General features: G+C 34.8%; 21 protein-coding genes. 17 read left to right on the forward strand and 4 right to left on the reverse strand.

Annotated features, from left to right (window positions below; translation table 11 throughout):
• Window positions 1–8: 8 nt before the first annotated feature.
• Complete coding sequence (gene hemL, locus EV142_RS22540) at window positions 9–1,295, forward strand: glutamate-1-semialdehyde 2,1-aminomutase (RefSeq protein WP_132038158.1); 1,287 nt, start codon at window positions 9–11, stop codon at window positions 1,293–1,295.
• A 180-nt stretch (window positions 1,296–1,475) separates the two neighbouring features.
• The gene (locus EV142_RS22545; RefSeq protein WP_132038159.1) at window positions 1,476–3,950 is read left to right on the forward strand and encodes a zinc-dependent metalloprotease; all 2,475 of its coding nucleotides are present in this window, start codon (window positions 1,476–1,478) and stop codon (window positions 3,948–3,950) included.
• 52 nt (window positions 3,951–4,002) lie between these two features.
• Here the strand turns inward: EV142_RS22545 and EV142_RS24490 are convergent, their stop codons facing one another.
• Complete coding sequence (locus EV142_RS24490) at window positions 4,003–4,737, reverse strand: hypothetical protein (RefSeq protein ID WP_238698785.1); 735 nt, start codon at window positions 4,735–4,737, stop codon at window positions 4,003–4,005.
• Window positions 4,738–4,899: 162 nt separating this feature from the next.
• A complete protein-coding gene (locus EV142_RS22555) occupies window positions 4,900–5,340 on the reverse strand; it encodes a hypothetical protein (protein ID WP_132038160.1) in 441 nt (146 codons plus the stop codon).
• A gap of 192 nt (window positions 5,341–5,532) precedes the next feature.
• Here EV142_RS22555 and EV142_RS22560 point away from each other — a divergent pair, with 192 nt between their 5' ends.
• The 4 genes from EV142_RS22560 (at window position 5,533) to EV142_RS22575 (ending at window position 9,167) form a co-directional block, all read left to right on the forward strand.
• A complete protein-coding gene (locus EV142_RS22560) occupies window positions 5,533–6,555 on the forward strand; it encodes a 2-hydroxyacid dehydrogenase (protein WP_132038161.1) in 1,023 nt (340 codons plus the stop codon).
• 85 nt (window positions 6,556–6,640) lie between these two features.
• Window positions 6,641–7,243, forward strand: a complete 603-nt coding sequence (locus EV142_RS22565) for a hypothetical protein (RefSeq protein ID WP_132038162.1) — start codon at window positions 6,641–6,643, stop codon at window positions 7,241–7,243.
• Between the two features lie 149 nt (window positions 7,244–7,392).
• A complete protein-coding gene (locus tag EV142_RS22570; protein WP_238698786.1) occupies window positions 7,393–8,559 on the forward strand; it encodes an AAA family ATPase in 1,167 nt (388 codons plus the stop codon).
• Between the two features lie 2 nt (window positions 8,560–8,561).
• Entirely contained in the window at window positions 8,562–9,167 is a 606-nt protein-coding gene (locus EV142_RS22575; protein ID WP_132038164.1) for an RloB family protein, read from the forward strand.
• A 54-nt stretch (window positions 9,168–9,221) separates the two neighbouring features.
• Here the strand turns inward: EV142_RS22575 and lysS are convergent, their stop codons facing one another.
• Window positions 9,222–10,925: a lysine--tRNA ligase gene (gene lysS / locus EV142_RS22580; protein ID WP_132038165.1), complete on the reverse strand. Its 1,704-nt coding sequence runs from the start codon at window positions 10,923–10,925 to the stop codon at window positions 9,222–9,224.
• A 323-nt stretch (window positions 10,926–11,248) separates the two neighbouring features.
• Here lysS and EV142_RS22585 point away from each other — a divergent pair, with 323 nt between their 5' ends.
• The 8 genes from EV142_RS22585 to EV142_RS22620 all read left to right on the forward strand — a co-directional run bounded on the left by EV142_RS22585 (window position 11,249) and on the right by EV142_RS22620 (window position 17,935).
• A complete protein-coding gene (locus tag EV142_RS22585; protein ID WP_132038166.1) occupies window positions 11,249–11,974 on the forward strand; it encodes a hypothetical protein in 726 nt (241 codons plus the stop codon).
• Between the two features lie 53 nt (window positions 11,975–12,027).
• The gene (locus EV142_RS22590) at window positions 12,028–12,786 is read left to right on the forward strand and encodes a hypothetical protein (RefSeq protein ID WP_132038167.1); all 759 of its coding nucleotides are present in this window, start codon (window positions 12,028–12,030) and stop codon (window positions 12,784–12,786) included.
• A 5-nt stretch (window positions 12,787–12,791) separates the two neighbouring features.
• Entirely contained in the window at window positions 12,792–13,496 is a 705-nt protein-coding gene (gene lipB, locus EV142_RS22595) for a lipoyl(octanoyl) transferase LipB (RefSeq protein ID WP_132038168.1), read from the forward strand.
• Window positions 13,497–13,514: 18 nt separating this feature from the next.
• A complete protein-coding gene (locus EV142_RS22600) occupies window positions 13,515–14,336 on the forward strand; it encodes an AraC family transcriptional regulator (RefSeq protein ID WP_132038169.1) in 822 nt (273 codons plus the stop codon).
• A 27-nt stretch (window positions 14,337–14,363) separates the two neighbouring features.
• Entirely contained in the window at window positions 14,364–15,263 is a 900-nt protein-coding gene (locus tag EV142_RS22605; protein WP_132038170.1) for a helix-turn-helix domain-containing protein, read from the forward strand.
• A gap of 85 nt (window positions 15,264–15,348) precedes the next feature.
• Window positions 15,349–16,188 carry an SDR family NAD(P)-dependent oxidoreductase gene (locus EV142_RS22610; protein ID WP_132038171.1) on the forward strand — a complete coding sequence of 280 codons (840 nt, stop codon included), beginning with the start codon at window positions 15,349–15,351 and terminating at the stop codon, window positions 16,186–16,188.
• Window positions 16,189–16,329: 141 nt separating this feature from the next.
• Entirely contained in the window at window positions 16,330–16,929 is a 600-nt protein-coding gene (locus tag EV142_RS22615) for an NAD(P)H-dependent oxidoreductase (protein ID WP_132038172.1), read from the forward strand.
• 154 nt (window positions 16,930–17,083) lie between these two features.
• Window positions 17,084–17,935, forward strand: a complete 852-nt coding sequence (locus EV142_RS22620) for a nuclear transport factor 2 family protein (protein WP_132038173.1) — start codon at window positions 17,084–17,086, stop codon at window positions 17,933–17,935.
• A gap of 91 nt (window positions 17,936–18,026) precedes the next feature.
• Here the strand turns inward: EV142_RS22620 and EV142_RS22625 are convergent, their stop codons facing one another.
• Complete coding sequence (locus EV142_RS22625) at window positions 18,027–18,686, reverse strand: ribonuclease HII (RefSeq protein ID WP_132038174.1); 660 nt, start codon at window positions 18,684–18,686, stop codon at window positions 18,027–18,029.
• A 359-nt stretch (window positions 18,687–19,045) separates the two neighbouring features.
• Here EV142_RS22625 and EV142_RS22630 point away from each other — a divergent pair, with 359 nt between their 5' ends.
• The 3 genes from EV142_RS22630 to EV142_RS22640 all read left to right on the forward strand — a co-directional run bounded on the left by EV142_RS22630 (window position 19,046) and on the right by EV142_RS22640 (window position 25,870).
• Window positions 19,046–22,186 (forward strand): SusC/RagA family TonB-linked outer membrane protein, encoded by a 3,141-nt coding sequence (locus tag EV142_RS22630; protein WP_132038175.1) that lies wholly within the window; start codon window positions 19,046–19,048, stop codon window positions 22,184–22,186.
• A gap of 10 nt (window positions 22,187–22,196) precedes the next feature.
• Complete coding sequence (locus EV142_RS22635) at window positions 22,197–23,627, forward strand: RagB/SusD family nutrient uptake outer membrane protein (RefSeq protein ID WP_132038176.1); 1,431 nt, start codon at window positions 22,197–22,199, stop codon at window positions 23,625–23,627.
• 272 nt (window positions 23,628–23,899) lie between these two features.
• The gene (locus EV142_RS22640; protein WP_132038177.1) at window positions 23,900–25,870 is read left to right on the forward strand and encodes a putative porin; all 1,971 of its coding nucleotides are present in this window, start codon (window positions 23,900–23,902) and stop codon (window positions 25,868–25,870) included.
• The last annotated feature ends 1 nt before the right edge of the window (window position 25,871 follow it).

A 25,871-nucleotide genomic window follows, 5' to 3' on the forward strand; every position in this document is an offset into this window, starting at 1 on the left:
AGTCAAAAATGATATATAAAAGAAGTAGTGAGCTTTTTGCGGAAGCAGAAAAAGTAATCCCGGGAGGAGTAAATTCGCCAGTACGAGCATTTAAAGCCGTTGGCGGAACTCCTATTTTTGTAAAAAGTGCCAAAGGTGCTTATTTGTATGATGAAGACGGAAATAAATTAATTGATTATATCAATTCCTGGGGGCCAATGGTTTTGGGTCACGCTTATCAGCCGGTGGTTGATGCTGTAATCGAAAAAGCCAAATTAGGAACTTCATTCGGCATGCCGACAGAACTGGAAACTCAAATTGCAGCTTTAGCGGTTTCGATGGTTCCGAATATCGATAAAATACGGTTTGTAAATTCAGGTACAGAAGCTTGTATGAGTGCGATTCGTCTGGCTCGCGGATTTACAAAAAGAGATAAAATAATCAAATTTGCAGGTTGCTACCACGGACATTCAGATTCATTTCTGATTCAGGCAGGAAGTGGTGCCGTAACTTTCGGATCTCCAAATAGTCCAGGGGTTACAGAAGGAACCGCAAAAGATACATTGCTGGCCAAATACAATGATTTAGAGAATGTAAAGACTTTAATCGAAGCCAACAAAAACGAAATTGCAGCTATTATTATTGAACCTGTTGCCGGAAATATGGGATGTATTCCCCCTCAAAAAGGATTCTTGCAGGGATTGAGAGATTTATGTACTGCAAATGGAATTTTATTAATCTTTGATGAGGTGATGACTGGTTTCCGTCTGGCTCGCGGCGGTGTTCAGGAATTGTATAATATCACTGCTGATATCGTAACTTTCGGAAAAGTAATTGGCGGAGGATTGCCGGTTGGCGCTTTTGCAGCACGCGAAGAAATTATGAATCATCTGGCACCACTTGGTCCGGTGTATCAGGCCGGAACATTATCAGGAAATCCTTTGGCAATGGCGGCAGGATTAGCGATGCTACAATCGTTAGATAATGATCGTGCTATTTTTACCCGTTTAGAAGAAAAAACAGCCTATTTAGAAGCAGGAATTGATAAGGTTTTGAAAGCAAATAATGTTGTCTTCACTATTAACAGAGTAGGTTCGATGATTTCCGTGCATTTTGATGCCAATCCGGTTACGGATTTTCAAACCGCAGCAAAAGGAGATAACGAAACATTCAAAAAATTCTTCCACGGTTTATTGCAGGAAGGTATTTATATTGCGCCATCGGCCTATGAAACCTGGTTTATTACAGATGCATTGACGTATGAGGATTTAGATTTTACGATTAATGCGATTGATAAGGTTTCGAAGACATTTTAAAAATTAAAATATATATTTTTCAATTTAAGGTTCCGCTTTTTTAGTAAAGCAGAACCTTTTTTTATGGGATTGAAATGTCGAATGGTATTAGTTAATGAAAAGTTAATAAGTAGGTTTTTTGCTATATATTTAGAATAAAAATTATTTTTGTTTATCAAATAACCATTAAACCAACAATAAATGAAGAAATTTTTCATTTTTACTACAATGGCAGTTTTTATGCTGTTTTCTACTAATCAATTTGCCCAATCCAACAAAAAGAAATCTAAAAAAGACGAAGCTGTCGTTGCGCCACCGGAGAAAAAATCAGAATCTGCAATTAAGGAATACAGTAAAGTAATTACGAAAGATGCTGTTTCTGATCCGGGTCTTTTCACGGTTCATAAAGTCGAAAAAAAGTATTATTTCGAGATTCCCAATAAGTATTTAAACAAGGATATGCTTTTAGTGAGCAGACTTTCTAAATTGCCTTCTAATCTGGGAGGCGGATATGTAAACGCAGGTTCAGAAACCAATGAGCAATTAATAGTCTGGCAGCGTTTTCAGGATAAAATTTTAATCAAATCAAAATCTTATAACGCGGTTGCGAACGATACTTTGCCGATTAGTATTTCGGTAAAATCTAACAATTACGAACCAACCTTATTTGCTTTTGATATTGTCGCTTTTAGCAAAGATTCCGCAAATACGGTTATTGACGTAACGAAGTTTTACAGTACTGACGTAAAAGCCATCAGCGGAATATCGGCAGAAATGCGTGAAACGTATAAAGTAAAAGGACTGGATGATTCGAGAAGTTTTATCAATACGATTAAAAGTTTTCCGATGAATATCGAAGTGATTCAGGATTTGACTTACAATGCTTCTAAACCATCTATGTTAGAAGAAACAGAATCCATAAGCATCCAGATGAATCAGTCTATGGTTTTGTTGCCGGAAGTCCCGATGAAACCCAGATTAGAAGATCCGAGAGTAGGCTGGTTCACCGTAAGTCAATACGACTACGGAAGTAATGAATTGAAATCTGACCTTAAAACGTACATTCGCCGCTGGAGATTAGAACCAAAAGATCCTGAAGCGTACAACCGAGGAGAATTGGTTGAACCGATTAAGCCAATTGTTTATTATTTAGATCCTGCAACACCGGAGAAGTTGAGAAAATACATCAGGCAGGGAATCGAAGAATGGCAAAAAGCATTTGAAGCTGCCGGATTTAAAAATGCCATTATTGCCAAAGATGCGCCAACCAAAGAAGAAGATCCGGATTTCAGCCCTGAAGATGTTCGTTATTCTGTGATTCGCTATGTAGCAAGTACCACCCGAAATGCAGTTGGACCAAGTGTTTCAGATCCCAGAACCGGAGAAATTATTGAAAGCGATGTAATCTGGTATCATAACCATTTGCGTTCTTACAGAAATCGCTATTTGTTAGAAACCGGAGCTGCAAATCCGTCCGCGAGAACATTACAAACCAGTGATCAGGAAATGGGAGAAATGATGCAAATGGTAATCGCTCATGAAGTAGGACATGCTTTGGGATTCCCGCATAATATGGGCGCGAGCTGTGCTTATGATGTGGAGAGTTACAGAAATGGAGATTTTACACAACAAAACGGGATCTCGGCAAGTATCATGGATTATGCCCGTTTTAATTATATCGCACAACCCGGTGACAAAAACATTCGTTTTATTCGTAAAATGGGTGCTTATGATCAGTATGCAGTAAATTGGGGATACAGAGTGATCCCGAATGCCAAATCTCCTCAGGATGAAGCAGCAACTTTAGATAAATGGATTCTGGAGAAAGCCGGAAATCCATTATATAAATTCGGAAAACAAAGCAGTGCTTTTGACCCGACTTCCCAAACAGAGGATATTGGAAATAATTCTATGAAAGCAAGCACTTACGGAATGAAAAACCTGGAATATGTAGCCGGACATTTGAATGAATGGACGAGTACTGTAACCAATAATTATGAAGATCTCGATGAGTTGTATAAGGAAATGCTGGAAGTTTGGAGCAGATATGTAGGTCATGTTGTTACCAATGTGGGTGGCGTTTATGAAAATACCAAAAAGCCAAATCAGGCGGGAAGTGTTTACGAAGTAGTGCCGAAAGCAAAACAAACAGAAGCGATGAACTGGCTTCAAACAAATGCTTTTGCTTCGCCAACGTGGATTGTAAATGTCAATACCTTAAAAAATACCGATTTTGCGGGTTATTCAGAAAGGTTTAGAAGCTTACAGGTGCGACATTTGAATAGTTTACTAAGTATTGGTCGCATTGGCCGATTAATGGATAATGAAATTCTGGGTGCAGATACTTACAAAGCCCTGGATTTATTAAAAGACACCCGAAGAGGAATCTGGAAAGAAGCCGTAACGCCAACGAATGTAACCATATACAGAAGAAATTTGCAACGCGGTTATATCGACAGAATGGGCGCTTTGATGACAGAAGAAATTAAGCCAACGGACCGATCAGTGATCTATTACAATGTAGCACAATCTGATGTCAGGGCTTTGGTTCGTGGGGAATTAAGCGCATTAAGAAGTACGCTTGCCTCTGCAAAAGCAAGACCCGTAAATACAGAAACAAAATACCATTATGAAGATTGTATGAAAAGAATTGATTTAATACTTAATCCAAAATAGGAAGTATACAAAACAAAAAAGAGGCTTTAAAAGCCTCTTTTTTTGATCTCAATTACATTTTATCTTTTCGGTGATCTTTCATTTTGTCCTGATGCGTTTTTTGAATAACCGCCCATTCTTTATATTGCTCAGCATTCAGAATAGCTTTCATTTTGGCATCTGTAGCTTTGCGATCTTCTTTCATTTGTTTTTTCAAGGCGTCTTTTTCTGCAGCAGTTGGTGCTGTACCAGCCTCTTTTCGGCTCTTTTTCAGCATTGCCATCTTGGTACTTCTGTCAGATAAAAGTTCACCCACTTGTTTTTGCTGATCGGCATTCAGGTTTAGCTCCGTTGTTAATTTTTGCAAATGTGCCTGATCGCGTTCTTGTGGAGATTTCATATCTCTTTTGCCTTTATGACCGCCTTTGTGTTCTTTTTTAAGAGCCGTCCATTTGGTGTATTGATCAGTATTTAAAATGGCTTTCATTTTAGCATCGTTTGCTGCTTTTTCAGTTTCCATTTGTTTTTTAAACGCTTCCCTTTCCTCAGCAGTAGGTTTTACTTTACTGTCTTTTTTAGCATCTCTGAATTTTTCTGCTTTAGCACTTCTTTCTGCCAGTAGCTGTTTTACCTGATCCTGTTGTTTTTTATCTAAACTCAATTCAGTAGTTAATTTTTGTAAATGTTTTTCATTTCGCTGTTCCGGAGTTAATTTTTCTTTTTGATCACGTGCCGGTTTCTGATTGATGTCTTGTGCAAAACTTACTATTCCAACGAATAATAAAGCTGCTATAAATAATTTTTTCATAATTCGTTTTTTAAAGATTTATATTGATTAGACTTCAAGAAGTTTGCTAAGTTTAATCAGATTGTGAGATTTATCTTTTAATTAACAGAAAGTATTAAGGAAAGCATAATGCAGTTAGAAAATAAAAAAGAGGCGATTGAAGCCTCTTTTTGTACACTATAATTAGTTGTTTTCGTCTTTGCGTTCTCTCATTTTTTCTCTGACCTTATCTCTTTTTTCTTCCTGAAGAGAGGTCCATTTTTTATATTGGTCAGCGTTCAGGATGGCTTTCATTTTAGCATCATTTGAAGCAACTTCTTCGTCCATTTGTTTTTTGAAAGCCGCTTTTTCTTCAGCAGTAGGTTTTACATTACTCTCTTTTTTTGCTTTACGGGCTTCTTTAAGACTTTCCACCTTTGCACTCCTTTCGGCTAACAATTGTTTGATCTGAGTTTGCTGATTGGCATCCAGATTTAATTCAGAGGTCATTTTCTTTAAATGCTTTTCATTACGCTGCTCCGGAGTCATTCTCTCTTTTTGATCGCGGGCAGGTTTTTGATCCATGTCTTGTGCAAAACTTGCTAGTCCAACGAATAGCATAGCTGCGATAAATAATTTTTTCATGATTTTGTTTTTTAAGTTTATGTCAGTTAGACTTTGTAAAATCCCTTAGGTTTAATCGATTAGTAGTAATTATGAAATTTTTAACGCGTTGAAAATCATTAATTAAGGTATTAACTGATTTTTGTTAGGATAAGATTCAGAATTAATCCTTAAATTTAAGAAATTATAAATGCAAATAAAAACTTACAATATATGAATTCAGCAGCATCATTAAATGAAAATAAAATTGCTTTTTTTTCAACACAGCCTTACGATAAAACTTTTTTTAACCAATACAATGAGTTTGGTTTCGAATTGGACTTTTTCGAAACACAGCTCAATCCGCAGACTGTCACTTTAATTCAGGAGTATAGTATTGTATGCGTTTTTGTAAACGATATTGTCAACGAAGCTGTAATCAAACAATTGGCCGAAAAAAACGTAAAGATTATAGCTTTGCGTTGTGCCGGTTTTAATAATGTTGATTTAGAAGCTGCTAAAAAATACAATCTTAAAGTTTGCCGTGTTCCCGCCTATTCGCCTCAGGCAGTTGCAGAACATGCTATGGCCATGATTTTGACCTTAAACAGAAAAACGCATAAAGCCTATAACAGAGTCCGGGAACAGAACTTCTCGTTAAACGGATTATTGGGCTTTGATTTATACGGAAAAACAATCGGAATCATCGGAACAGGCAATATCGGGAAAGCTTTTGCTAAAATCGCTTTAGGATTTGGATGCAAAGTATTGGCGTATGACATTGTAACCAATCTTGAAATGGAAAAAGACGGTGTTGTTTTTACTACCTTAAATAATGTTTTCAAAGAAAGCGATATCATTTCACTGCATTGTCCGTTAAACGAGCAAACGAAGCACGTAATTAAGGAAGAATCAATTGCTTTGATGAAAGACCACGTTATGATTATCAATACCAGCAGAGGAGGACTGATCGAAACGGCTGCTGTAATTGAAGGATTAAAAGAAGGCAAAATTGGTTATCTCGGAATTGATGTGTACGAGCAGGAAGAAAAACTGTTCTTCAGAGATCTTTCAGCAGACATTATTCAGGATGATGCCATTCAGCGTCTGATGAGTTTTCCGAATGTTTTGGTTACGGCCCATCAGGCTTTTTTTACCAATGAAGCTTTAACACAGATTGCCCTGGTTACTTTCAATAATATAAAATCATTATTGACTCAAAATGACATCGAGAATAAAGCGGCGTTGCTGGTCTAAAAACCTGTAACGATTACAAACCCGACAGTTTTTAAAACCTGTCGGATTTAACAAACATAATGTTGGGAATTTAAAACAGGAAATTATGAAAAATACAATTTTAATGGCATTTGTGATTCTGGGAATTATTTCATGCCAAAACAAGGATAAAAAAGACGAGCAAAGCATAATAAAAACAATTGCGGAAGACACCTTGTCCAAGACAGCTGCGGGAACTGCTGATGTCAGTGATGCTCCTCCAAAAGAAGATAAAGCAGTCGAGGTGATTCGAAAACAATTAAATGTCTTATTGCAGAAAGATTTGCCGGCAATGACCAAAGACGACCGGTTTTTTTATTATGATGCTTTTGATTTAAACAATGATAAAAAAGACGAATATTTCGTAGGTTTCTCAAATCCTTATTTCTGCGGAAGCGGAGGTTGTTCAGGCTATATTCTCAATAATAACGGAAGTGTAATCAATAAGTTTACCGTAACTGATTTCCCGATTTATGTAACCACTTCAGCAACTGAAAAATTTTATGATCTTATATTTGAGACTGGAGGGAAATTTCATCTTATAAAAATAAAGAACGGCAAGTATCCTTCAAATCCATCTGTTCAGGAAATATGGAAAGGAGATATTACGAAAGAAAGCACGAAGGTTTTGGATATTCAAGGAAAGAAATTGGAAACGTATTCGTTTTAATTAATTTACAGAATTAAGCTTTAATTTCGTATTGTGGACTTAAATAAAGTGTATATTTGCATAATATTCACAAATTAAATCCTTAAGTGATGTTGTTAAGCTTTAGAGTTGCTAATTTTCGTTCCATAAATGAAATGGTCGAATTGTCTATGATACCTAGCGATTTAAAAAATCCTACAAACGTAATCAAGACGACAAATATTCAAGCAACAAAAAATAAAGATTATTATGCTTTAACTTCCGCAGCTATTTATGGCCCAAATGCAAGTGGAAAGAGCAATATTATAAAAGCTTTGAATGAGTTTGTATATTTTGTTATAAAATCAACGGATAATAAACCTAATGAAGCAATTGATTTATATGAACCATTCAGATTGGATAAGGAGTGCTTACAAAAGCCTTCTTTTTTTTCAATAGATTTATTAGTTGAAAATGTCTTGTATACTTATTCTATTGAAGTTTTTCGAAAGGAAGTTATTAGAGAATCTCTTTTTTTCTATCCTAAAGGATTGAAAGTTAAGGTGTTTGTAAGGAATGGGCAGGAATTTATTAAAGGAAATGGTTATGAAGGGATTTTTGAGAATATCAAACAACGTACAACTGAAAATCAGTTATTTCTAAGTAAAGCTGCAATTGAAAATGTTGAAATTGCAAAAGATGTTTTTCAAAAATTTGTTTCAATGATTATTCTTACAACAGATAGATTGCATTCTGATAGATTTAATAGAATGTATAGTAAAATTATGTTTAAAAATTTAGATGCTTGGGGAGAAATATTGAAATTATCAAAATCATTAATTAAAAAATTTGATACTCAAGTTGTAGATTTTGAAGAAAAAGAAGATATAGTTAAAACTTTTCATTTGAATGATAAAAATGAAAAAATTGAATTTGATTTTGAAGATGAGTCGTCAGGAACACAAAGAGTCATAGCATTTATTCCGTTTGTATTACATGTTTTATTCGGAGGACATATTTTAATTGTTGATGAATTTGAAAGGAGCTTACATCCTGAAATTGCTCAATATATTTTGAGTTTATTTAATGATCCTGAAGTTAGTAAAAAAGGTGCGCAGTTTATATTTGCGACTCATGACACCACTTTATTAAGTCCTGAAAATAATTTACGAAGAGATCAAATCAATTTAGTTGAAAAAAATTCAAAAGGAGAAACAGAATTATATACAGTGTCAGATATCAAAGGAATTAGAGAAGGGAATTTCGAAAAATGGTATATTGAAGGAAGGTTAGGTGCAGTTCCGAATATAGCAAAAGAAACTTTTAGACATGAATTAATAGATTATATAAAATCATAATTATGGCTAAAAGACCTCAAAATAATTTTAAGGAACGACAACTTAAATCAAAAGTTCTGATTCTATGTGAAGGATTGACTGAGAAGAATTATTTCAATGCTTTAAAAGAAGATTTAGGTTTGCCAAAAACTATTGCTGTAAATGTTTTTCAAAGTAATAAAGTTGATTGCAAAGGTGTTGTTGAAGAAGCTATAAAAAAGGCTAAACGAGATGGCTTTGAAGAAATATTTGTTGTTTTTGATCATGATAATCAGTCTAAAAGAGATGAAGCTTTTAAATTGGCTAAAACTAAAAGTATAACTGTAATTTTTTCAAGTATATGTTTTGAGGGTTGGTATTTACTGCATTATAAAAATTCAACTAAGGCCTTTTCTTCTGAAGCTGATTTAGAAAGAGAATTGAAAAAATGTATAGGAATGGAGAATTATGAGAAAAATAATTTTAAACATTATTCAATTTTGAAAGACAAAATAGGAGATGCAAAATCTAATGCTGAAAAAAGCAGATTAGCGGTTATTCAAAATAATGAAGGCGTGGAAATTTTTAATTTAAATCCTTTTACTAATGTCGATGAATTAGTAATTTATTTAGAAAAACAAAAAACATAAAAAAAGAGCTTCAAATTTGAAGCTCTTTTTATTACTATTATATTTGAAATTCATTTACTCCACCAATTCCACAAATTTAAACTCACCTTCAACAGCCACTTTAGTTAAACCGTGTTTAGATAAGTTTTTCATTGATGCATCCCATTTTTTACCGCTTAAATTAGCAGTAATTTTTAATTGCTGAAGATCCATTTTATTTTCATTTCCTTTCAATAAATCTACAATAAATTTTTCTTCATCAGACAATTCAATCTGAGCTTGTTTTTTCTCCGGACGCATTTGCGGGAACAATAAAACTTCCTGAATAGAAGCGTTATTGGTTAAATACATAATCAGACGGTCCATTCCAATTCCCATTCCGGAAGTTGGCGGCATACCATATTCAAGCGCTCTCAGGAAATCTTCGTCGATTATACCATTTGCTTCATCATCACCTTTTTCAGCCAGACGCATCTGGTCTTCAAAACGCTCACGCTGATCAATTGGATCGTTCAGTTCAGAATACGCATTTGCGATTTCTTTTCCACAAACCATTAATTCAAAACGCTCTGTAAGCTCCGGATTATCGCGGTGTTCTTTACATAACGGTGACATTTCTTTAGGGTAATCGGTAATGAAAGTAGGCTGAATATAATTTCCTTCGCATTTCGCACCAAAAATTTCATCAATCAATTTTCCTTTCCCCATTGTTTTATCAACGTCAATTCCCATTCCTCTTGCTGCGTCAAACAATTCCTCTTCTGTTTTACCCGAAATATCAAATCCGGTAAAATGTTTAATAGAATCCGTCATTGTTACGCGGGCATAAGGTGCTTTAAAGTTGATTTGATGCTCACCAAAAGTAGCTTCGCTGGTTCCGTTTACGGCAATAGCACAATGTTCAAGCAAACCTTCTGCAAATTCCATCATCCAGTTGTAGTCTTTGTAGGCTACATATATTTCCATGGCGGTAAATTCAGGATTATGCGTTCTGTCCATTCCTTCATTTCTAAAGTTTTTAGAGAACTCATAAACACCTTCAAAACCACCAACAATTAATCTTTTTAAGTACAATTCGTTGGCAATACGCATGTAAAGCGGAATATCAAGCGAGTTATGATGCGTAGTAAAAGGTCTCGCCGCAGCTCCACCGGGAATTGACTGTAAAACCGGAGTTTCCACTTCAAGATATCCTGCATCATTAAAATAGCCACGCATAGCAGTGTACAACTTCGTACGTTTGATGAAGTTTTCCTTTACTTGTGGATTAACCGTTAAATCTACATAGCGCATTCTGTAACGTAACTCAGGATCGTTAAAGGCATCGTGTATATTTCCGTCCTCATCTACTTTTGGTAAAGGAAGCGGGCGTAACGTTTTGCTTAAAAAAGTAAATCCGTCCACGCGAATACATTGTGCACCCACTTTTGTAGTAAACAATTCACCTTCAATACCAATAAAGTCGCCTAAATCGGTTAATTTTTTAAAAACCTGATTGTATAAAGTTTTGTCGTCACCTTCACACAAAACATCACGATTCACGTACAATTGAATACGGCCTTCGCTATCCTGTAATTCAGCAAAACAGGCTTTCCCCTGATCTCTCACACTCATCAAACGTCCGGCAACGATCACCTTCTTACCTTCTTCGAAAGACTCCTTAATTTGCTTAGAAGTATGATTTACAGGAAAAAGATTAGCCGGATAAGGATTGATTCCTAAGTTGCGTAAGTTTTGAAGTTTCTCTCTTCGAATGATTTCTTGTTCAGATAAGGCCATTATATACTGTTTTTTAAGTGTGCAAAGATAAACAAAAGAATGTAGATTTCAGAATGCAGATTTTAGATTTTTTGCAGCAGTATTTTATCGTATTTAAATCGCCTTTTGTCCCGTCCCGATAGCTATCGGGACTATATATCTTTTTTTGTAGAAAAAGCAAAAAAAGGATACCGTTTCTATCGGGACTATTGAGGAAATTTTAGTTTTTAAAAGACGTTTTGGTTGGGATGGTTACCGATATGTGTTTAAAAAATAGTTTGTAAGAAATTAAGCAAAAACCTCATTATCTTAGCCATTCAAAACCTCAGAACCTTTCAGGAAAAATGAAATACAATTCAATACTAATACTAGTAATTCTGCTAACAAGCTGTCAGATTACCGAAACGATTCATCTAAACGCAGACGGAAGCGGAACCATTGAAGTCGTTACTTTTCGCGACGAAAACAGTTATATGCAACTGGCAGGTGAGAATTATTCCAAAGAAGAAAAATTTCAGGATACCACTTACATTTTTAGTGAGTATATCAAAAAATACAACGAAACATTCGTAAAATATACACCCGAAGAACAAAAGTTATTTCAGCAATATTCCAATGTGAAAGTACATCTTAAGAAGAGTTCATTCGAAAAAGAATTTCGGGACGTGTTTTCGCTGAACTTCAATAAAATTTCAGAAGTTCCGGATTTGTATAAAACCGAGAATTATGCTGATGATATCAAATACAACTATGCTTTAACAGCAGAAAATCATTATTATAAAGTTGCTTATGCTTTTGAAGGGAAAGTTTTTAAGCGTCTGGTCTCTATTACAAATGAAACTGAATTACAAAAAGCAAAAGAGGAATTTAAAAAGATTGATCCCAAATATGCTTCGTTAAAACTGACGCAGCTTTATACGTTAAAGTATCATTTTTCCGGAAAAATAAAATCAGTTTCAAATCCAAAAGGAGTAATAAGTTCAGATAAAAAATCAGTTGTGGTAGAATTTCAACTTTCAGACTGTCTGCAAAATCCTGAAAGTACAAGTCTGGAAATAGTTTTGGAATAAAGTAGCGAAACAATTAAAAATACTCTTCGTATCTTTGGGAAAAATAAACCACGATGAAATTATATAAATTACTTACTTTTTCTTTTTTATTCGCAGCACTTACAAGCTGTACTTTCACAGAAAATATTTATGTAAACGATAACGGAGCCGGGAAATTCTCTGTAGATATGGACGGTTCTTCTCTAATGGCAATGGCCGGTGACCAAATTGGAAGTCAAATGGGAGCTGAAGCAAAAAAGGATATTGATTCTACGTTTACCTTCAAACAATTATTTGCAGCAAAAAAAGACAGTATCGCCAAGCTTTCCCCGGAAGCCCAAAAGGAACTTAAAAAAATAGAAAACTTTGTAGTTCACACTAAAATGAGCAGTGAAAAGAAAGAGTTTTTAATGACACTTTCTACAGATTTTAAAAACGTAAATGAATTGCAGGATATCTTGCAGACACTAAGTGCTTTTCAGAAATTAGAGCAGGGCGCAAGTGCTGCTGCAAGTCCTTTTGGAAGTAATTTTGGCAATAATAACAGCAAGCTAAGTTATACCTACAACGGAAAGAAATTTACCCGTACAGCAGTAATTGATCAGCAAAAAATGGCTGCAAAAGCAAAAGATACGACAGCGGATATGTCTAAAATGATTTTTTCCTCTTCCAATTACATCCTGAAATATCATTTCCCGAAAAAGATTAAAAAGGTATCTAATCCGGACGCTTTGTTTAGTGAAGACCGAAAAACAATTACAATTCAATACCCTTTTACGGATTATATGGAGAATCCTGACAAACTCAACTTTGAAGTAGAGTTTGAAAAATAATAAAAATGAATAAAAAAATTCAACTTCAGGATTTAGGAAATAAAGATTATAAATCGACCTGGGAATATCAGGAAGAACTTTTCAAGGATATTGTCGACTTAAAAATAAAAAACAGAAGAGAAGAACTCGATTTGCCAACACCCAATTATTTGCTGTTTGTAGAGCATCCGCATGTTTATACTTTAGGTAAAAGCGGTGATTTGGAAAACTTGCTTTTAAACGAAAAACAACTCGAAGCCAAAGGAGCGACTTTTTATAAAATCAATCGCGGTGGTGACATTACGTATCACGGCCCCGGGCAAATTGTAGGGTATCCGATTTTAGATTTGGAAAACTTCTTTACCGATATTCATAAATATTTGCGTTTTCTGGAAGAAGCTATTATTCTGACATTGAAGGAATATGGTTTGGAATGTGGCCGAAGCGAAGGAGAAACCGGAGTGTGGCTGGGGGTCGGAACTCCATTTGCGAGAAAAATTTGTGCACTTGGTGTGCGTGCTTCACGCTGGGTAACCATGCATGGATTTGCCTTAAATGTTAACGTAGATTTAGGTTATTTTGATAATATCATACCCTGTGGAATTCGTGGAAAAGCGGTTACCTCTTTGCAAGTAGAATTAGGCGTAGAAAAAGTGGATGAAGAAGAAGTGAAAGCCAAAATTCTGAAACACCTTACCCGTTTATTTGAAGCTGAATTTATTCAGGAATAATATATTTAAAAGAAAAGAATGAAAAATTCTGAAGAAAATAACAATTACAGAATTGCTGTTCCTTCAGAATTTGAATCTGTTTTTTCTCATTTCTATTTTGCTGAAAATAAAACGGATTCTTCTGTAGTAAAAACGTTATTGCCCAGTTTTCAGACCATACTGGTCTTTACTTTTGGAGGAAATGTATCTTTAAAATCACAACAAAATCATGTCCTTCAGGCTGAAAAATGTCTTGTTTTAGGTCCAATAAAACAGGCTTTTGACTATACTTTAGAACCCAATTCTGAAATTCTGGTGGCTAATTTTAAAGAAGATGCCTTCTACAGGTTTTTTGGAAACGCCCTTTTAACACATTCTTTGCCGATTCATCCGGACGCTCTGCTTGCTGAAAATTGTTTTAGTGCTTTATGGGAAGAATTAAAAATAATTCCGGACACCAGGGATCGCGTAAATTACATCCTGGATTTTTGTAAACCTTATTTAAAAGAGCAAAATACTATCACGGCACTTTTGGCTGATTTTAAGGATGAAAGCTTAAATCCGATCAAAGCAATTGCTTCCAGAACCAATCAGACAGAAAGGAATATTCAGCTCAACCAAAAGAAATTTTTTGGTTACACCATTAAAGAAGTGAATCGTTATGAGCGCTTTTTAAAAGCTGTTGAGCAAATCCAGAAAAATACGCAGACCGATGCAAAAACAGATTGGCTCACCATTGTAGCCGATTGTGGTTATTACGACCAGAGCCAGCTTATCCATGATTTTAAATATTATATGAATTTGTCTCCTGTAAAATTTCTTAAATTCCAACAAGATATCTGTATGGCTAAAGATTTTTAGTTTGTTTGAATTTTGTAACTTTGTGAAATGGAGAAGACAGAAACTATAGAAGATTTTTATCGCAGCAAACTCAATTTTATGCCCGATAACCTTAAAAAAGAAATCGGACATTTTAATGTATTTGTGTTGGATGATTTTATGGGCTGCAGTGCAAAACCAATTCCGTACAGCCGTAAGGATTATTTTAAAATCAGTTTGATTATTGGTAAAAACAGAGTTCATTATGCCGATAAGATTGTGGAGATCGAGGAGCATGCCTTGTTCTTTGCCAACCCGCAGATTCCGTATAATTGGGAACAGTTAGAAGAACACCAGACCGGTTTTTTCTGTGTTTTTACGGAAGCTTTTTTCCATCAGTTCGGGAATTTGAAAGAATATCCGGTTTTTAAACCAAACGGGAGTTTTATTTATTCGATCGACACTGAACAAACAGAGAAAATCAAATTGATTTACAGGCAGATGATAGAAGAAATCAATTCTGATTATGCTTATAAATACGATGTGTTACGTAATCTGGTTTTTGAATTGATTCACAGTGCGATGAAAATGCAGCCTGCTAATCTTTCCGTCAACCAGCATTCTAATGCTTCAAATCGAATTTCGTCCTTGTTTCTGGAATTGTTGGAAAGACAGTTTCCTATTGAAAATTCAAGACAGCGTTTTACATTGCGTTCAGCAGCAGATTTTGCCAATCAATTAACGATTCATGTGAATCATTTAAATCGGGCTTTAAAAGAAACCACTCAAAAAACCACTTCAGAAGTTATTGCGGAACGTCTTTTACAGGAAGCCAAAATTCTTTTGAAACACACCGATTGGAATATTGCTGAAATTGCCTATAGCTTAGGATTTGAAGAGCCGACGCATTTTAATAATTTTTTCAAAAAGAATATTCAGCTTACACCCCGACAATTCCGGACTGTTTGAATTTTGTAAGTAATGGTTTGAATTTCGTTATCCCTGACCTGTACTTCCGGCCTAATTTTGCCTTGTAATTAAAACAATATAAATTATGGAAACTAAAAAAGTATGGTTTGTAACAGGAGCCTCAAAAGGTTTGGGTTTAATCTTAGTTCAGAAATTATTAAGAGAAGGTTTTAGAGTCGCTGCAACTTCAAGAGATATCAATTCATTAATTAAAGAAGTTAGCGCAGCATCAGACCAGTTTTTGCCTTTAGAAATGGATCTGGTTACAGAAAGCAGTGTTCACGCGGCGGTTGCCAGAACAATTAGTCATTTTAAAACAATAGACGTTGTGGTAAACAACGCAGGTTATGGACAGATCGGTACATTGGAAGAACTTTCTGATGAAGAAGCAAGACAAAATTTTGATGTTAATGTTTTCGGTTTGCTAAATGTTATCCGAAACACAATGCCATATTTCAGAGCCAACAGATCAGGTCATTTCTTCAATATTTCTTCTATTGGAGGATATCACGGAGGTTTTCCGGGTTGGGGAATTTACTGTTCTACTAAATTTGCCGTTTCCGGTCTGACGGAAGGTTTAAAAGCAGAGGCAAAAGCTTTCGGAGTAAATGTAACGTTGGTTTATCCAGGTTATTTCAGAACCAGTTTCCTGTCTTCGGATTCTATGGGATTGCCTAAAAATCCGATTGCAGATTATGAAGAAGCGCGTCAGTCTGTTTTAACGCATCAAAATGAAATCAATGGAAATCAGCCGGGAGATCCTGAGAAAGCGGTTGCGGCTTTAATTCAGATCAGCAAAGAAAAAAATCCGCCACTGCATTTGTTCTTAGGTGAAGATGCCTACAATATGGCAAATGCTAAAATTGAAGAAGTTGAAGCTGACCTGGAAGCGTGGAAAGCGATGACAATTGCAACAAATTTTTAATAAATTAGAATTTCAAAAAAAATCCCTGATCATTTCGACAGGGATTTTTTTGTTTTGGAGGATTCTGTATTTCGTTTTCTTACAATTGTGCCTTAAACCTGTGTTTTACATTTGTCCTGTTAATCTTTAAAACATAAAAACATGAAAAATTTAATCATTTATGCACACCCAAATTCAGCTAGTTTAAATCATTTTTTTAAACAAACTATTGTTGAAAGTCTTCAGGAATCGAATCAGGAAATTGAGGTTCGTGATTTGTATCAGATCAATTTTAATCCGGTTCTTTCTTTAAATGACATGAGTGGACAACGAATAGGGAAAGTGGCTGATGAAGTAAAAACAGAACAGGATTTTATTGCCTGGGCAGACCGGATTATTTTTGTGTATCCGATTTGGTGGACCGGAATGCCGGCTATTATAAAAGGTTATATCGACCGCGTTTTTAGTTACGGATTTGCATACCGATACGATCAGGGAATTCAAAAAGGTTTACTGACAGGAAAAAAAGCAATCATTGTAAACTCCCACGGAAAATCTAATGCAGAATATGAAGCTAGCGGAATGGATAAAGCTTTGGCTTTGACTTCAGATACCGGTATTTTTAAGTATTGCGGCTTAGAAATTCAACAGCATTTTTATTTCGATAAAGCAGACAGAGCTTCTGCTGAGTCTATTGAAGATTGGAAAGATCAGATTGAAGTAGCTTTTAAATGCAATGATCAGGTCTCTTTTTTTGGATGAAATGATATTTTGAAAAAAAAATACAAGATGAATTGTTTAGAGGCAGGGCTCTGAGTGGTTGGCAAATTACGCCCATGTTATCATTTTGTGGTTTTTTTATGTTAAATTTGGATTGGTACTTTAATTCAAGCTTAACTAAATAAACTGATGACTTATGAGAAAAATCTACTTCCTTTATTTTCTTTTTATGCTTAATAGTCTTTTTGCTCAAAAGAAAGATAAATTAAATCCGATTGTGGTTTATGAAAAAGCGTGGCAAGAGCAAAATAGCGATGCAAGGTTGAAAATTATAAAAACAATCTGGCTGGACGACAGTACTTTTGAAGACCCTTCTGCCTCTATAAAAGGGGCAGTTGCATTGAATAATGTGATAAATGAATTTTATAAAAAGTTCCCGGATGCTGTAGTAACATCAGGTGTAAAAGTTGTAAAGGACAATTATGTAAGCTGGGACTGGAAAATTTTGGATTCAAAAAATAAACTTATAATGTCCGGTCGTGATTTTGCCCGGTTAAATGGCAAAGGTCAGGTAAGTAAAATAATTGGTTTTTGGAATCCGGAAGCCACTTTATCGGAATCGGATATTTTAAAAAATCTTGAAACTGATAATTTGAAAGTTGTCGAAAAATATTACGAATGTCTCTTTAAAACCAGGGATTTTACAGCAATGGCAACCTTAATTGAACAAGGTGCTATTTATAACCAGGCGGAAGGACTGCCTTATGGAGGAACGTATACAGGTTTTGAGGAATGGACTAAAATGTATGCCAAATCGGCTGAATTTTTTGAGATGCAAATAGAGAAGGACCCTGTTTATTTTAGCGATTCTTCCAAAAATGAAATAATTATTTATTTTACCCTGAAGTGCAAATCAAAAAAATCAGGAAAAACACTTTCAATGCCGATTTCGGAACATCTTGATTTGAAAAACGGAAAAATTACGGCAATCAGATCCTTTTATTTCGATACAAAACAATTTGCTGAATTCCTGAAAAGTAAAAGATAATAAAAGCAGTTAAAGCATTCGCAGCTTGATGTGCTTTTTTTTATTGTTACCAAACAAAAAGACTTATCCCTTCGATAAGTCTTTTTGTTTTTTAAAGGTCTAAGCTCAGTTGCTCGGGAAGCAGCCTGAAACTCATTCGATGGTATTTGGTAGGCCCATATTTTTTAATGGCTTCACGATGTTCTTTGGTCGGATAACCTTTGTTTTTTTTCCAGTTGTACATCGGGAATTCTTCGTGAATTTGATCCATGTATTCGTCGCGATAGGTTTTTGCTAAAACAGAAGCCGCGGCAATACTCAGGAATTTAGAATCCCCTTTTATGATACTCTGGCTCGGAATAGACTTTAATAATTCTATCTCTATTGCAGAAAATTGTTTTCCAAAAGTATTTTTCAGGCCCAGTTTGGCATTTATAGCACGATTGCCATCAACAATAATAAATTCAGGAATCTGATTTAATTTCAGGATACATTCGTGCATTCCCTTCATGGACGCGTTTAGGATATTGATTTCATCAATTTCATTCGGATGCAAATGCGTAACGGCAAAACAAACGGCATGATGTTCTATAATTGGTTTTAATTTTTCTCTGACCTTTTCGGACAATTGTTTACTGTCATTTAAAAATTCATTGCTGAAATCAGGAGGTAAAATGACGGCCGCAGCGGTTACGGGGCCTGCCAAACAGCCTCTTCCGGCTTCATCTGTACCAGTTTCAAAAACAAATCCTGAGAAATTTCTTTCAAGCATAACTTTGATGGAGTGATTATAACGACAAATATCAGAATACTTTTCAAAACAGTGTTGTTTTTGTCAATATTTTAAAATCGTGCCCATATTTTGAGTTTTTTGTAAAATGTAGTTTCTTTTTTTTTGTCATAAATAATTAAGCGACTTAAGTGTTAAAATGTGTTAAATTTGTTAGTGTAAAAAATATATTTTTTTGGGTATTTTTTTATGAATATCATATGTTTGGGGAGGGAAAGGCAGTAATTATTAATCAAGTGTTAAGCTTACATTAAAAAAAAATAACTTTAAGGCTAGAAAATGTTTGTTATTTTAAGAAATAATTAAGAAGTTTGCTAGATACTAATTCAAAATAAATTCAAATGAAATTAAAATTACAATGGATCTATACACTCTTAGTAGTGTTGTCTGTGCAGTTTTCTTTTGCACAAGAACGAGTTATTACCGGAGTTGTTTCTGGTGATGCAGGAGTTATTCCAGGAGTAAACGTTGTTGTCAAGGGAGCAAAAACCAGTGCTCAAACAGATTTTGACGGAAGTTACTCTATTAAAGCCAAAACAGGTGACGTTCTTGTATTCTCTTACGTAGGTATGTTAGATTTAACTGCTACAGTTGGAACGGCATCTACATTAAGCGTTACATTAAATGAATCGCAAAAAACGTTAGATGAAGTGGTAGTTGTTGCTTATGGTAAACAAAAAGCAAAAGCAATTGTTGGTTCGATTGCTACAATAGGTTCAGACGTACTTCAGACTCAACAAGCAACAAGTGTTTTGTCAGCTTTGCAGGGTAGTGTTGCGGGGGTAAGCGTAATTGCTGCAGGTGGACAGCCGGGTGAGAATCCTGTAATTCGTATTAGAGGTACTGGTTCTATCAATGCTTCGACTTCTCCTTTAGTTGTTTTGGATGGGGCTCCTTTTGGTGGAAATTTAAACGCAATAAGTGCGGATCAAATTGAAACAATCAGTGTTTTAAAAGATGCGTCTTCAACAGCTTTATATGGTTCAAGAGGATCAAATGGAGTAATTCTTATTACAACTAAAAGAGGAAAATTGAATTCTGCACCTAGAGTTACTTTTACCACACAAGTTGGATTTGCTGACAATGCAGTTAAGTTACATGAGCTGTTAGGCTCTGATGATTATATGAAATATACATGGGAAGGTATCAGAAATACTAACCAATATGTTAATCTTCAAGCTCCGGCACTTGCGGGTACAAATGCATCAAACTCTTTAGTTTCCAGATTAGGTTATAATCCGTACACAGTTGCTCAACCTGTGGATGCCAATGGAAATTTAGTTACTACCAATAAAAAATGGGATACTAATTGGGAAGATTTATTATTGAACGATGCTGCTGTAAGAAAAGAGCATACGTTATCTCTTTCAGGAGGTAGTGATAACACAAGATATTTCTTTACATCCAATTATTTGTCTCAGGAAGGAAATGTTAAGACTTCAAAATTTGAACGTATGACCACTCGTTTAAGTATTGATACGAAGGTTAATGAGTGGCTTAAAGCTGGTGTAACAATGTTTTATTCAACATCAGATCAGAATTTTCCAACACAAAGCGGTTCAAGTTTTCAAAGTGCAGTACAGTGGATTTATACAATTCCATCTATATACCCGGCTTTCAGAAGAGATGGGGCTGGTGATTTAGTAACCGACGACAAGGGTAATACTATATATGATTATGGATCAGGAGCACCAGGTCAATTATTAAATGCTACCAGACCTCAGTTAAGTACTGAAAATGCTCTTGGGGCGCTATATAACTACAAAATAGGATATAAGCGTGATAATTATACTGCAAATGCATATTTAGAATTTACATTAGCCAAAGATTTGACTTTTAAAACGAATTTAGCTTATGATAAATATTTATATGACAACTTTGAATATTCCAGTAACGAATTTGGTAATGCTGCAAGTGTAGGGGGAAGGGTTACTCAGAATAGAGATATTACTACTTCTGTCAATTTCTTTAATGGTTTAAACTATAAAAAATCGTTTGGAGATCATAATTTATCAGCAGATTTAATCCAGGAAGCATATCAGTTTAAAATAGATGCTTTGGGAGCTCAGGGAGAAGGATATTTACCTGGTGTACAAGTTTTAGATGGTAGTACAACACCAACAAGTGTGTCCGGATCTATTTCTGAAGAAAGAATATCTAGTTATTTGGCACGTTTAGCTTATAACTATAAAGAGAAATATTTCGTTGAAGGTTCTTATAGAAAAGATGGCTCTACAAGATTTAACAGGGATGTTAGATGGGGTGATTTTTATTCTGTTGGAGGATCTTGGTTAGTATCAGAAGAAAGCTTTTTGAAAGACAATACAATTCTTAGTGAATTAAAATTAAGAGCATCTTATGGAGAATTAGGAAATCAGAAAACTCTATATACTGCTACTGGTAATGCTAATTATTTTCCGGGACAACAAGCTTATGAAACAGGTTGGAATGAATTAACTAATACAGGGATTGTACTAGGAGGTGCGGTTGATAAACTACTTACTTGGGAAACAACAGCTACGATGGATTTTGGAGTAGATTTTGGTTTATTTAATAATAGAATAACAGGTACAGTAGATTATTATTCTAAAAAGAGTATTGATTTAATTAACAATAAGCCTACACCTGGTTCAACTGGAAATACTAGTGTTATTACGAACTTAGGATCACTTAAAAATTCAGGATGGGAATTTTCATTAAATAGTAAAAATGTTCAAACACCTAACTTTGTATGGAATACTGGATTGAATTTTTCTACTGAGAAAAATGAAATTACAGAACAGCCTCAGGCAAGTATTATTGTTGGTACAAAAAGATATGAAGTTGGTCGTTCATTGTATGAGTTTTACATACAAGATTGGGCAGGTGTAGATCCGGCTACAGGTTATGGAATGTGGTACAAAGATGTCTTAGGAACTGATGGAAAACCAACAGGCGAAAGAGTAACTACCAAAACATATGCTCAGGCTACAAGATATTATGTTGGTAAATCATCTTTACCGGACGTAACAGGAGGTTTTACAAACTATTTCAGATATAAAAATCTTGATATGAATATTTTGTTTAACTTTAGTGTTGGATCGTATGTGTATGATAGCAGTTATGCTAGTTTAATGGAAGGTTTCAAATCTCCTGGTAGAGCGGGTAGTCAGGATCTTGAAGGTCGTTGGCAAAAGCCTGGGGATGTTACAAACGTTCCTTTATTCTTAGCTTCTAACAACGATTTTAATAGTCAATCCACTCGTTTCTTGTATAAAAATGATTATGTTAGGCTTAAAGCATTAAATTTTGGATATAATTTTCCACAAAGTATCCTTGACAAAACGAAGCTTTCTAAATTGAGATTATATTTCCAAGGTGATAATCTATTGACGTTCCAGTCTCATAAAGGAATTGATCCTGAACAAAATATTGGAGGTACTACGGATAGTAGATCTTACAATCTTAGGGTGATTTCTTTTGGTCTTAATATTGAATTTTAAAAATATATATATGAAAACTTTAATTTCAAAATTTTTCATTGCCATAACGGCATTGTTTATACTAGTGGGTTGTAGTGATGAATTTCTAGACGAACCGAAACCAACTAATACCGTTTCTGCAGATATTGCTTTTGGCTCTCGAGAAGGTACAGAGGCTTTGATTTCCGGAATAATGAGACGTTTCAGAGGACAGTATACCTCTACGGATGCAGCGGGTCTGAATTCTATGTTCTTTGCAAGAAGTGTAAAAGGAAATGACTTAATAGAAACAGACAACTGGTTTGGTTTTGATTATGCGAATGATAATCGTGAACCAACCTACAGGAGAACGACGTTTACCTGGAACTATTGTTTCTACATGATTAATCAGGCAAATACTTTAATTAACGGTGTTAACGCAAGTACTGCATTATCTGAAGGGGATAAAAAAGAATTAGCTGCATACGGTCATGCCTTAAGAGGGTTTTTCTATCATCAATTGGTAATGGAATTTGCTCCAACCTATTCTGCGGATATAAATTTTCCGGCACCGCCTATTTATACAGAGACCTCTTCAACTGGAAATCCAATGTCTACTGTTGGTGAAGTATATAAGTTAATTGTAGATGATTTAACAATCGCTGTTGATGCATTAACCGAAGACAGATTAGGAAAATCATATATCAATAAAAATGTTGCAAATGGAATCCTTGCGCAAGTATATCAGGTAATGGGTAACTGGGAAGGTGCTAAAAATGCTGCAATTGCTTGTTATGGAGGTGATCCTGAAGCAGTATTAGATGCAGAAAGCTACCGTTCCGGATTTGATGATATTGATAATGTTGAATGGATTTGGGGTAGTGCACAGACACCTGACCAATCTAATTATTACTGGAATGCACCAGCCGTTTTTATTGATCATAAAGGACCTTATGATGCAACTTATGTTAATAGAGATTTTGTAGCTTTGTTTTCTGCTACGGATGTCAGAGCTTATTTCGCAAGAAAGAGTGCTTCAATAACAGATATGAATGATCATAGATATTGGATAACGAATAAGTTTACTTTCTCTTTTGAAGGAGATAATGTAATTATCAGATCTCCTGAAATGATTTTGATTGAAGCTGAGGCAAAAGCAAGATTAAATGACTTTACAGGAGCACATGATTTACTTTACACGTTACAACTAGACAGAGATGAAAATGCTGTTAAATCGACTAATACCGGAGCTGCTCTGATAGAAGAGATTTTGGTAGAAAGAAGAAAAGAACTTTATGCTGAAAATGGCGTAGAGTGGTTTGATGCGAAACGTTTAAGAAGAGGAATTACCAGAACGGGTAACCACAGAATTGGAGCTGCCGGTAGTTTAACGGCAGATGACAAGAAATTTTTCTTAAAAATTCCTCAGGCTGAAATTGATGCTAACCCATTTATTGAGGATGCTGTAAATGCAAACAGATAAAAAATAACATAATTTTTTTTAAAAGCCGGGCTTGATTTACTTCAAGCCCGGTCTTTTTTTTGGAGTTACCACAGCTCATTCAGATTGTTTTTTGAAAAATTGTTTGGAAATATTTTAAAATATTTCGTCACTGTCTGTCGTTTGCTTTATAAGTGTTTGTTTTTCTCTGCTATCTTTACATTGCAAACTTATAATATGTTTTTTTATACGTTTTTATCTTTTACCTTTGCTCAGTAAATTTTTGCCGAAATAATTATCTATAAAGTCATCACATGAGAATATTCTTTTTTTTATATCTATTAGTAGTGCCTGCAGTATTGTTTTCTCAGGAAAAAAACACTCCTAAAAGCAGTTTGGATATGAATACAAAGTATTCAAGTATTACCGATACGCTAAAAAAGAAAAAAGCTAAAATTGCGACCATAGATCAATATCAGATTATTACGCTGGAGCATGATACCACTTATGCCGATACCTCACTAACCTTAAAAAGTGCTTATAAGCAAAATTATCTCAGAAAAGATAATTTCGGACTTTTGCCCTTTTCTAATATTGGACAGACCTATAATACCTTACAATACAGTTTAACCGATTTCTCACCTTATCCTGAACTGGGTTTTAAGGGTAAACATTTTAATTTTCTCGAGGCGAACCAGATTCAGTATTATTCTGCAGCAACTCCTTTTACAGAACTGTTCTTTAATACAACAATCAATAAAGGGCAGAACGTAGATTCGTTTATTACGTTAAATACCTCAAAAAACCTTAATTTTTCTATGGCCTACAGAGGTTTGCGATCGGAGGGAGATTATATCAATCAGTTGGCAAGTACAGGAAATTTCAGGTTTACTACGAGTTATTTTACAACAGATAGAAGATATGTTTTAAAGGCACATTACACCTATCAGGATATTTTAAATGAAGAAAATGGGGGAATAACAACACCCGAAGATTTCGAAAGCGGTGATAAGGATTTTAACAATCGTCAGCGATTACAGGTTTATTTAACAGATGCCAAATCCTTTTTAAAAGGAAGACGTTTATTTTTTGATCATGCCTTCAGAATTAATCCAAAAGAAGGGAACAATAATTTGTATGTGACCCATCAGTTTAATTATGAAAACAAATTTTACGAATACAATCAGGCCACTGTTACTTCTACTGTAGATAACCGGTCTGTAAACCGATTTGGAAATTCGTATCTGACAAGCGGAATAAACGATCAGACGCATTTCGAAAAATTATACAACAAAGCAGGTCTTGCCTACGAGAATTCACTTTTAGGGAAATTCAATTTCTTTATAGACGATTACAGATCAAACTATGAATATAACAGGGTCATACTTGATACAAACGGAGTTGTTGCCATTCCCAATAATCTTTACAGACAGATCAATAATGTTGGAGGGCAGTATGAATATCAGAAAAACAAATGGAATGGTCGATTTTTATACTCAAGATCAATCACCAATCAGTCATTGTCTGATTTAGATGCGAAATTAAGGTATACTTTAAATGATAAAATCAAATTTGATTTTAGATATCAGAACATTAATAAACTGCCTAATAATAATTATAACTTGTATCAAAGTAGTTTTATAAAATACAATTGGTCGAATAACTTTAAAAACGAAAAAATAAATTCAATTAGTGCGAATGTTTTTACCCCGTGGTTAAATGCTGAGGTACAATATTCAGTTTTAAAAGATCATTTGTATTTTGAAGATGTTTCTAATCCTACAGAAGTTGCCGCTCAGACTCAGATTGTAAATCCTGCACAATATGGTAATGCGATCAATTATTTGTCTTTAAAAGCCAGCCGTGAGTTTAAATTTGGACCATTTGCATTAGACAATACACTTTTATACCAAAAAGTAGATCAGTCGGATTTAATTTTAAATGTTCCTGATTTTGTTACCAGAAATACATTCTATTACTCAAGTTACTTTTTTAAGAAAGCCTTATACATTCAGACCGGAATTACCTTTAATTATTTTACCGAATATTATGGGAATTCATATAATCCCGTTGTTGGAGAATTTTTTGTCCAGAACGATAAAAAAATTGGAAATTATGCCAACTTTGATTTCTTTGTAAATGGCCGAATTCGCCAGACCAGATTCTATTTAAAAGCCGAACACTTTAATGCCGCTTTTGCACAAAATAATTATTACTCAGCTCCTGATAATCCATACCGTGATTTTACAATCCGATTTGGTTTAGTTTGGAATTTCTTCCAATAAA

The organism is Flavobacterium circumlabens (genome assembly GCF_004345565.1).
GTDB classification, from domain to species: Bacteria; Bacteroidota; Bacteroidia; order Flavobacteriales; family Flavobacteriaceae; genus Flavobacterium; species Flavobacterium circumlabens.

Excerpts from the sequence above, each read along its gene's own strand:
- EV142_RS22565 (WP_132038162.1), top strand. The coding sequence starts at position 6,641 with ATGAAAAATACAATTTTAATGGCATTTGTGATTCTGGGAATTATTTCA.
- EV142_RS22630 (WP_132038175.1), top strand. The coding sequence starts at position 19,046 with ATGAAATTAAAATTACAATGGATCTATACACTCTTAGTAGTGTTGTCT.
- EV142_RS22640 (WP_132038177.1), top strand. The coding sequence starts at position 23,900 with ATGAGAATATTCTTTTTTTTATATCTATTAGTAGTGCCTGCAGTATTG.
- EV142_RS22620 (WP_132038173.1), top strand. The coding sequence starts at position 17,084 with ATGAGAAAAATCTACTTCCTTTATTTTCTTTTTATGCTTAATAGTCTT.
- EV142_RS22590 (WP_132038167.1), top strand. The coding sequence starts at position 12,028 with ATGAAATTATATAAATTACTTACTTTTTCTTTTTTATTCGCAGCACTT.
- EV142_RS22625 (WP_132038174.1), bottom strand. The coding sequence starts at position 18,686 with ATGCTTGAAAGAAATTTCTCAGGATTTGTTTTTGAAACTGGTACAGAT.
- EV142_RS22605 (WP_132038170.1), top strand. The coding sequence starts at position 14,364 with ATGGAGAAGACAGAAACTATAGAAGATTTTTATCGCAGCAAACTCAAT.
- EV142_RS24490 (WP_238698785.1), bottom strand. The coding sequence starts at position 4,737 with ATGAAAAAATTATTTATAGCAGCTTTATTATTCGTTGGAATAGTAAGT.
- hemL (WP_132038158.1), top strand. The coding sequence starts at position 9 with ATGATATATAAAAGAAGTAGTGAGCTTTTTGCGGAAGCAGAAAAAGTA.
- EV142_RS22545 (WP_132038159.1), top strand. The coding sequence starts at position 1,476 with ATGAAGAAATTTTTCATTTTTACTACAATGGCAGTTTTTATGCTGTTT.
- EV142_RS22585 (WP_132038166.1), top strand. The coding sequence starts at position 11,249 with ATGAAATACAATTCAATACTAATACTAGTAATTCTGCTAACAAGCTGT.
- EV142_RS22600 (WP_132038169.1), top strand. The coding sequence starts at position 13,515 with ATGAAAAATTCTGAAGAAAATAACAATTACAGAATTGCTGTTCCTTCA.
- EV142_RS22610 (WP_132038171.1), top strand. The coding sequence starts at position 15,349 with ATGGAAACTAAAAAAGTATGGTTTGTAACAGGAGCCTCAAAAGGTTTG.
- EV142_RS22575 (WP_132038164.1), top strand. The coding sequence starts at position 8,562 with ATGGCTAAAAGACCTCAAAATAATTTTAAGGAACGACAACTTAAATCA.
- lipB (WP_132038168.1), top strand. The coding sequence starts at position 12,792 with ATGAATAAAAAAATTCAACTTCAGGATTTAGGAAATAAAGATTATAAA.
- EV142_RS22635 (WP_132038176.1), top strand. The coding sequence starts at position 22,197 with ATGAAAACTTTAATTTCAAAATTTTTCATTGCCATAACGGCATTGTTT.
- EV142_RS22570 (WP_238698786.1), top strand. The coding sequence starts at position 7,393 with ATGATACCTAGCGATTTAAAAAATCCTACAAACGTAATCAAGACGACA.
- EV142_RS22555 (WP_132038160.1), bottom strand. The coding sequence starts at position 5,340 with ATGAAAAAATTATTTATCGCAGCTATGCTATTCGTTGGACTAGCAAGT.
- EV142_RS22560 (WP_132038161.1), top strand. The coding sequence starts at position 5,533 with ATGAATTCAGCAGCATCATTAAATGAAAATAAAATTGCTTTTTTTTCA.
- lysS (WP_132038165.1), bottom strand. The coding sequence starts at position 10,925 with ATGGCCTTATCTGAACAAGAAATCATTCGAAGAGAGAAACTTCAAAAC.
- EV142_RS22615 (WP_132038172.1), top strand. The coding sequence starts at position 16,330 with ATGAAAAATTTAATCATTTATGCACACCCAAATTCAGCTAGTTTAAAT.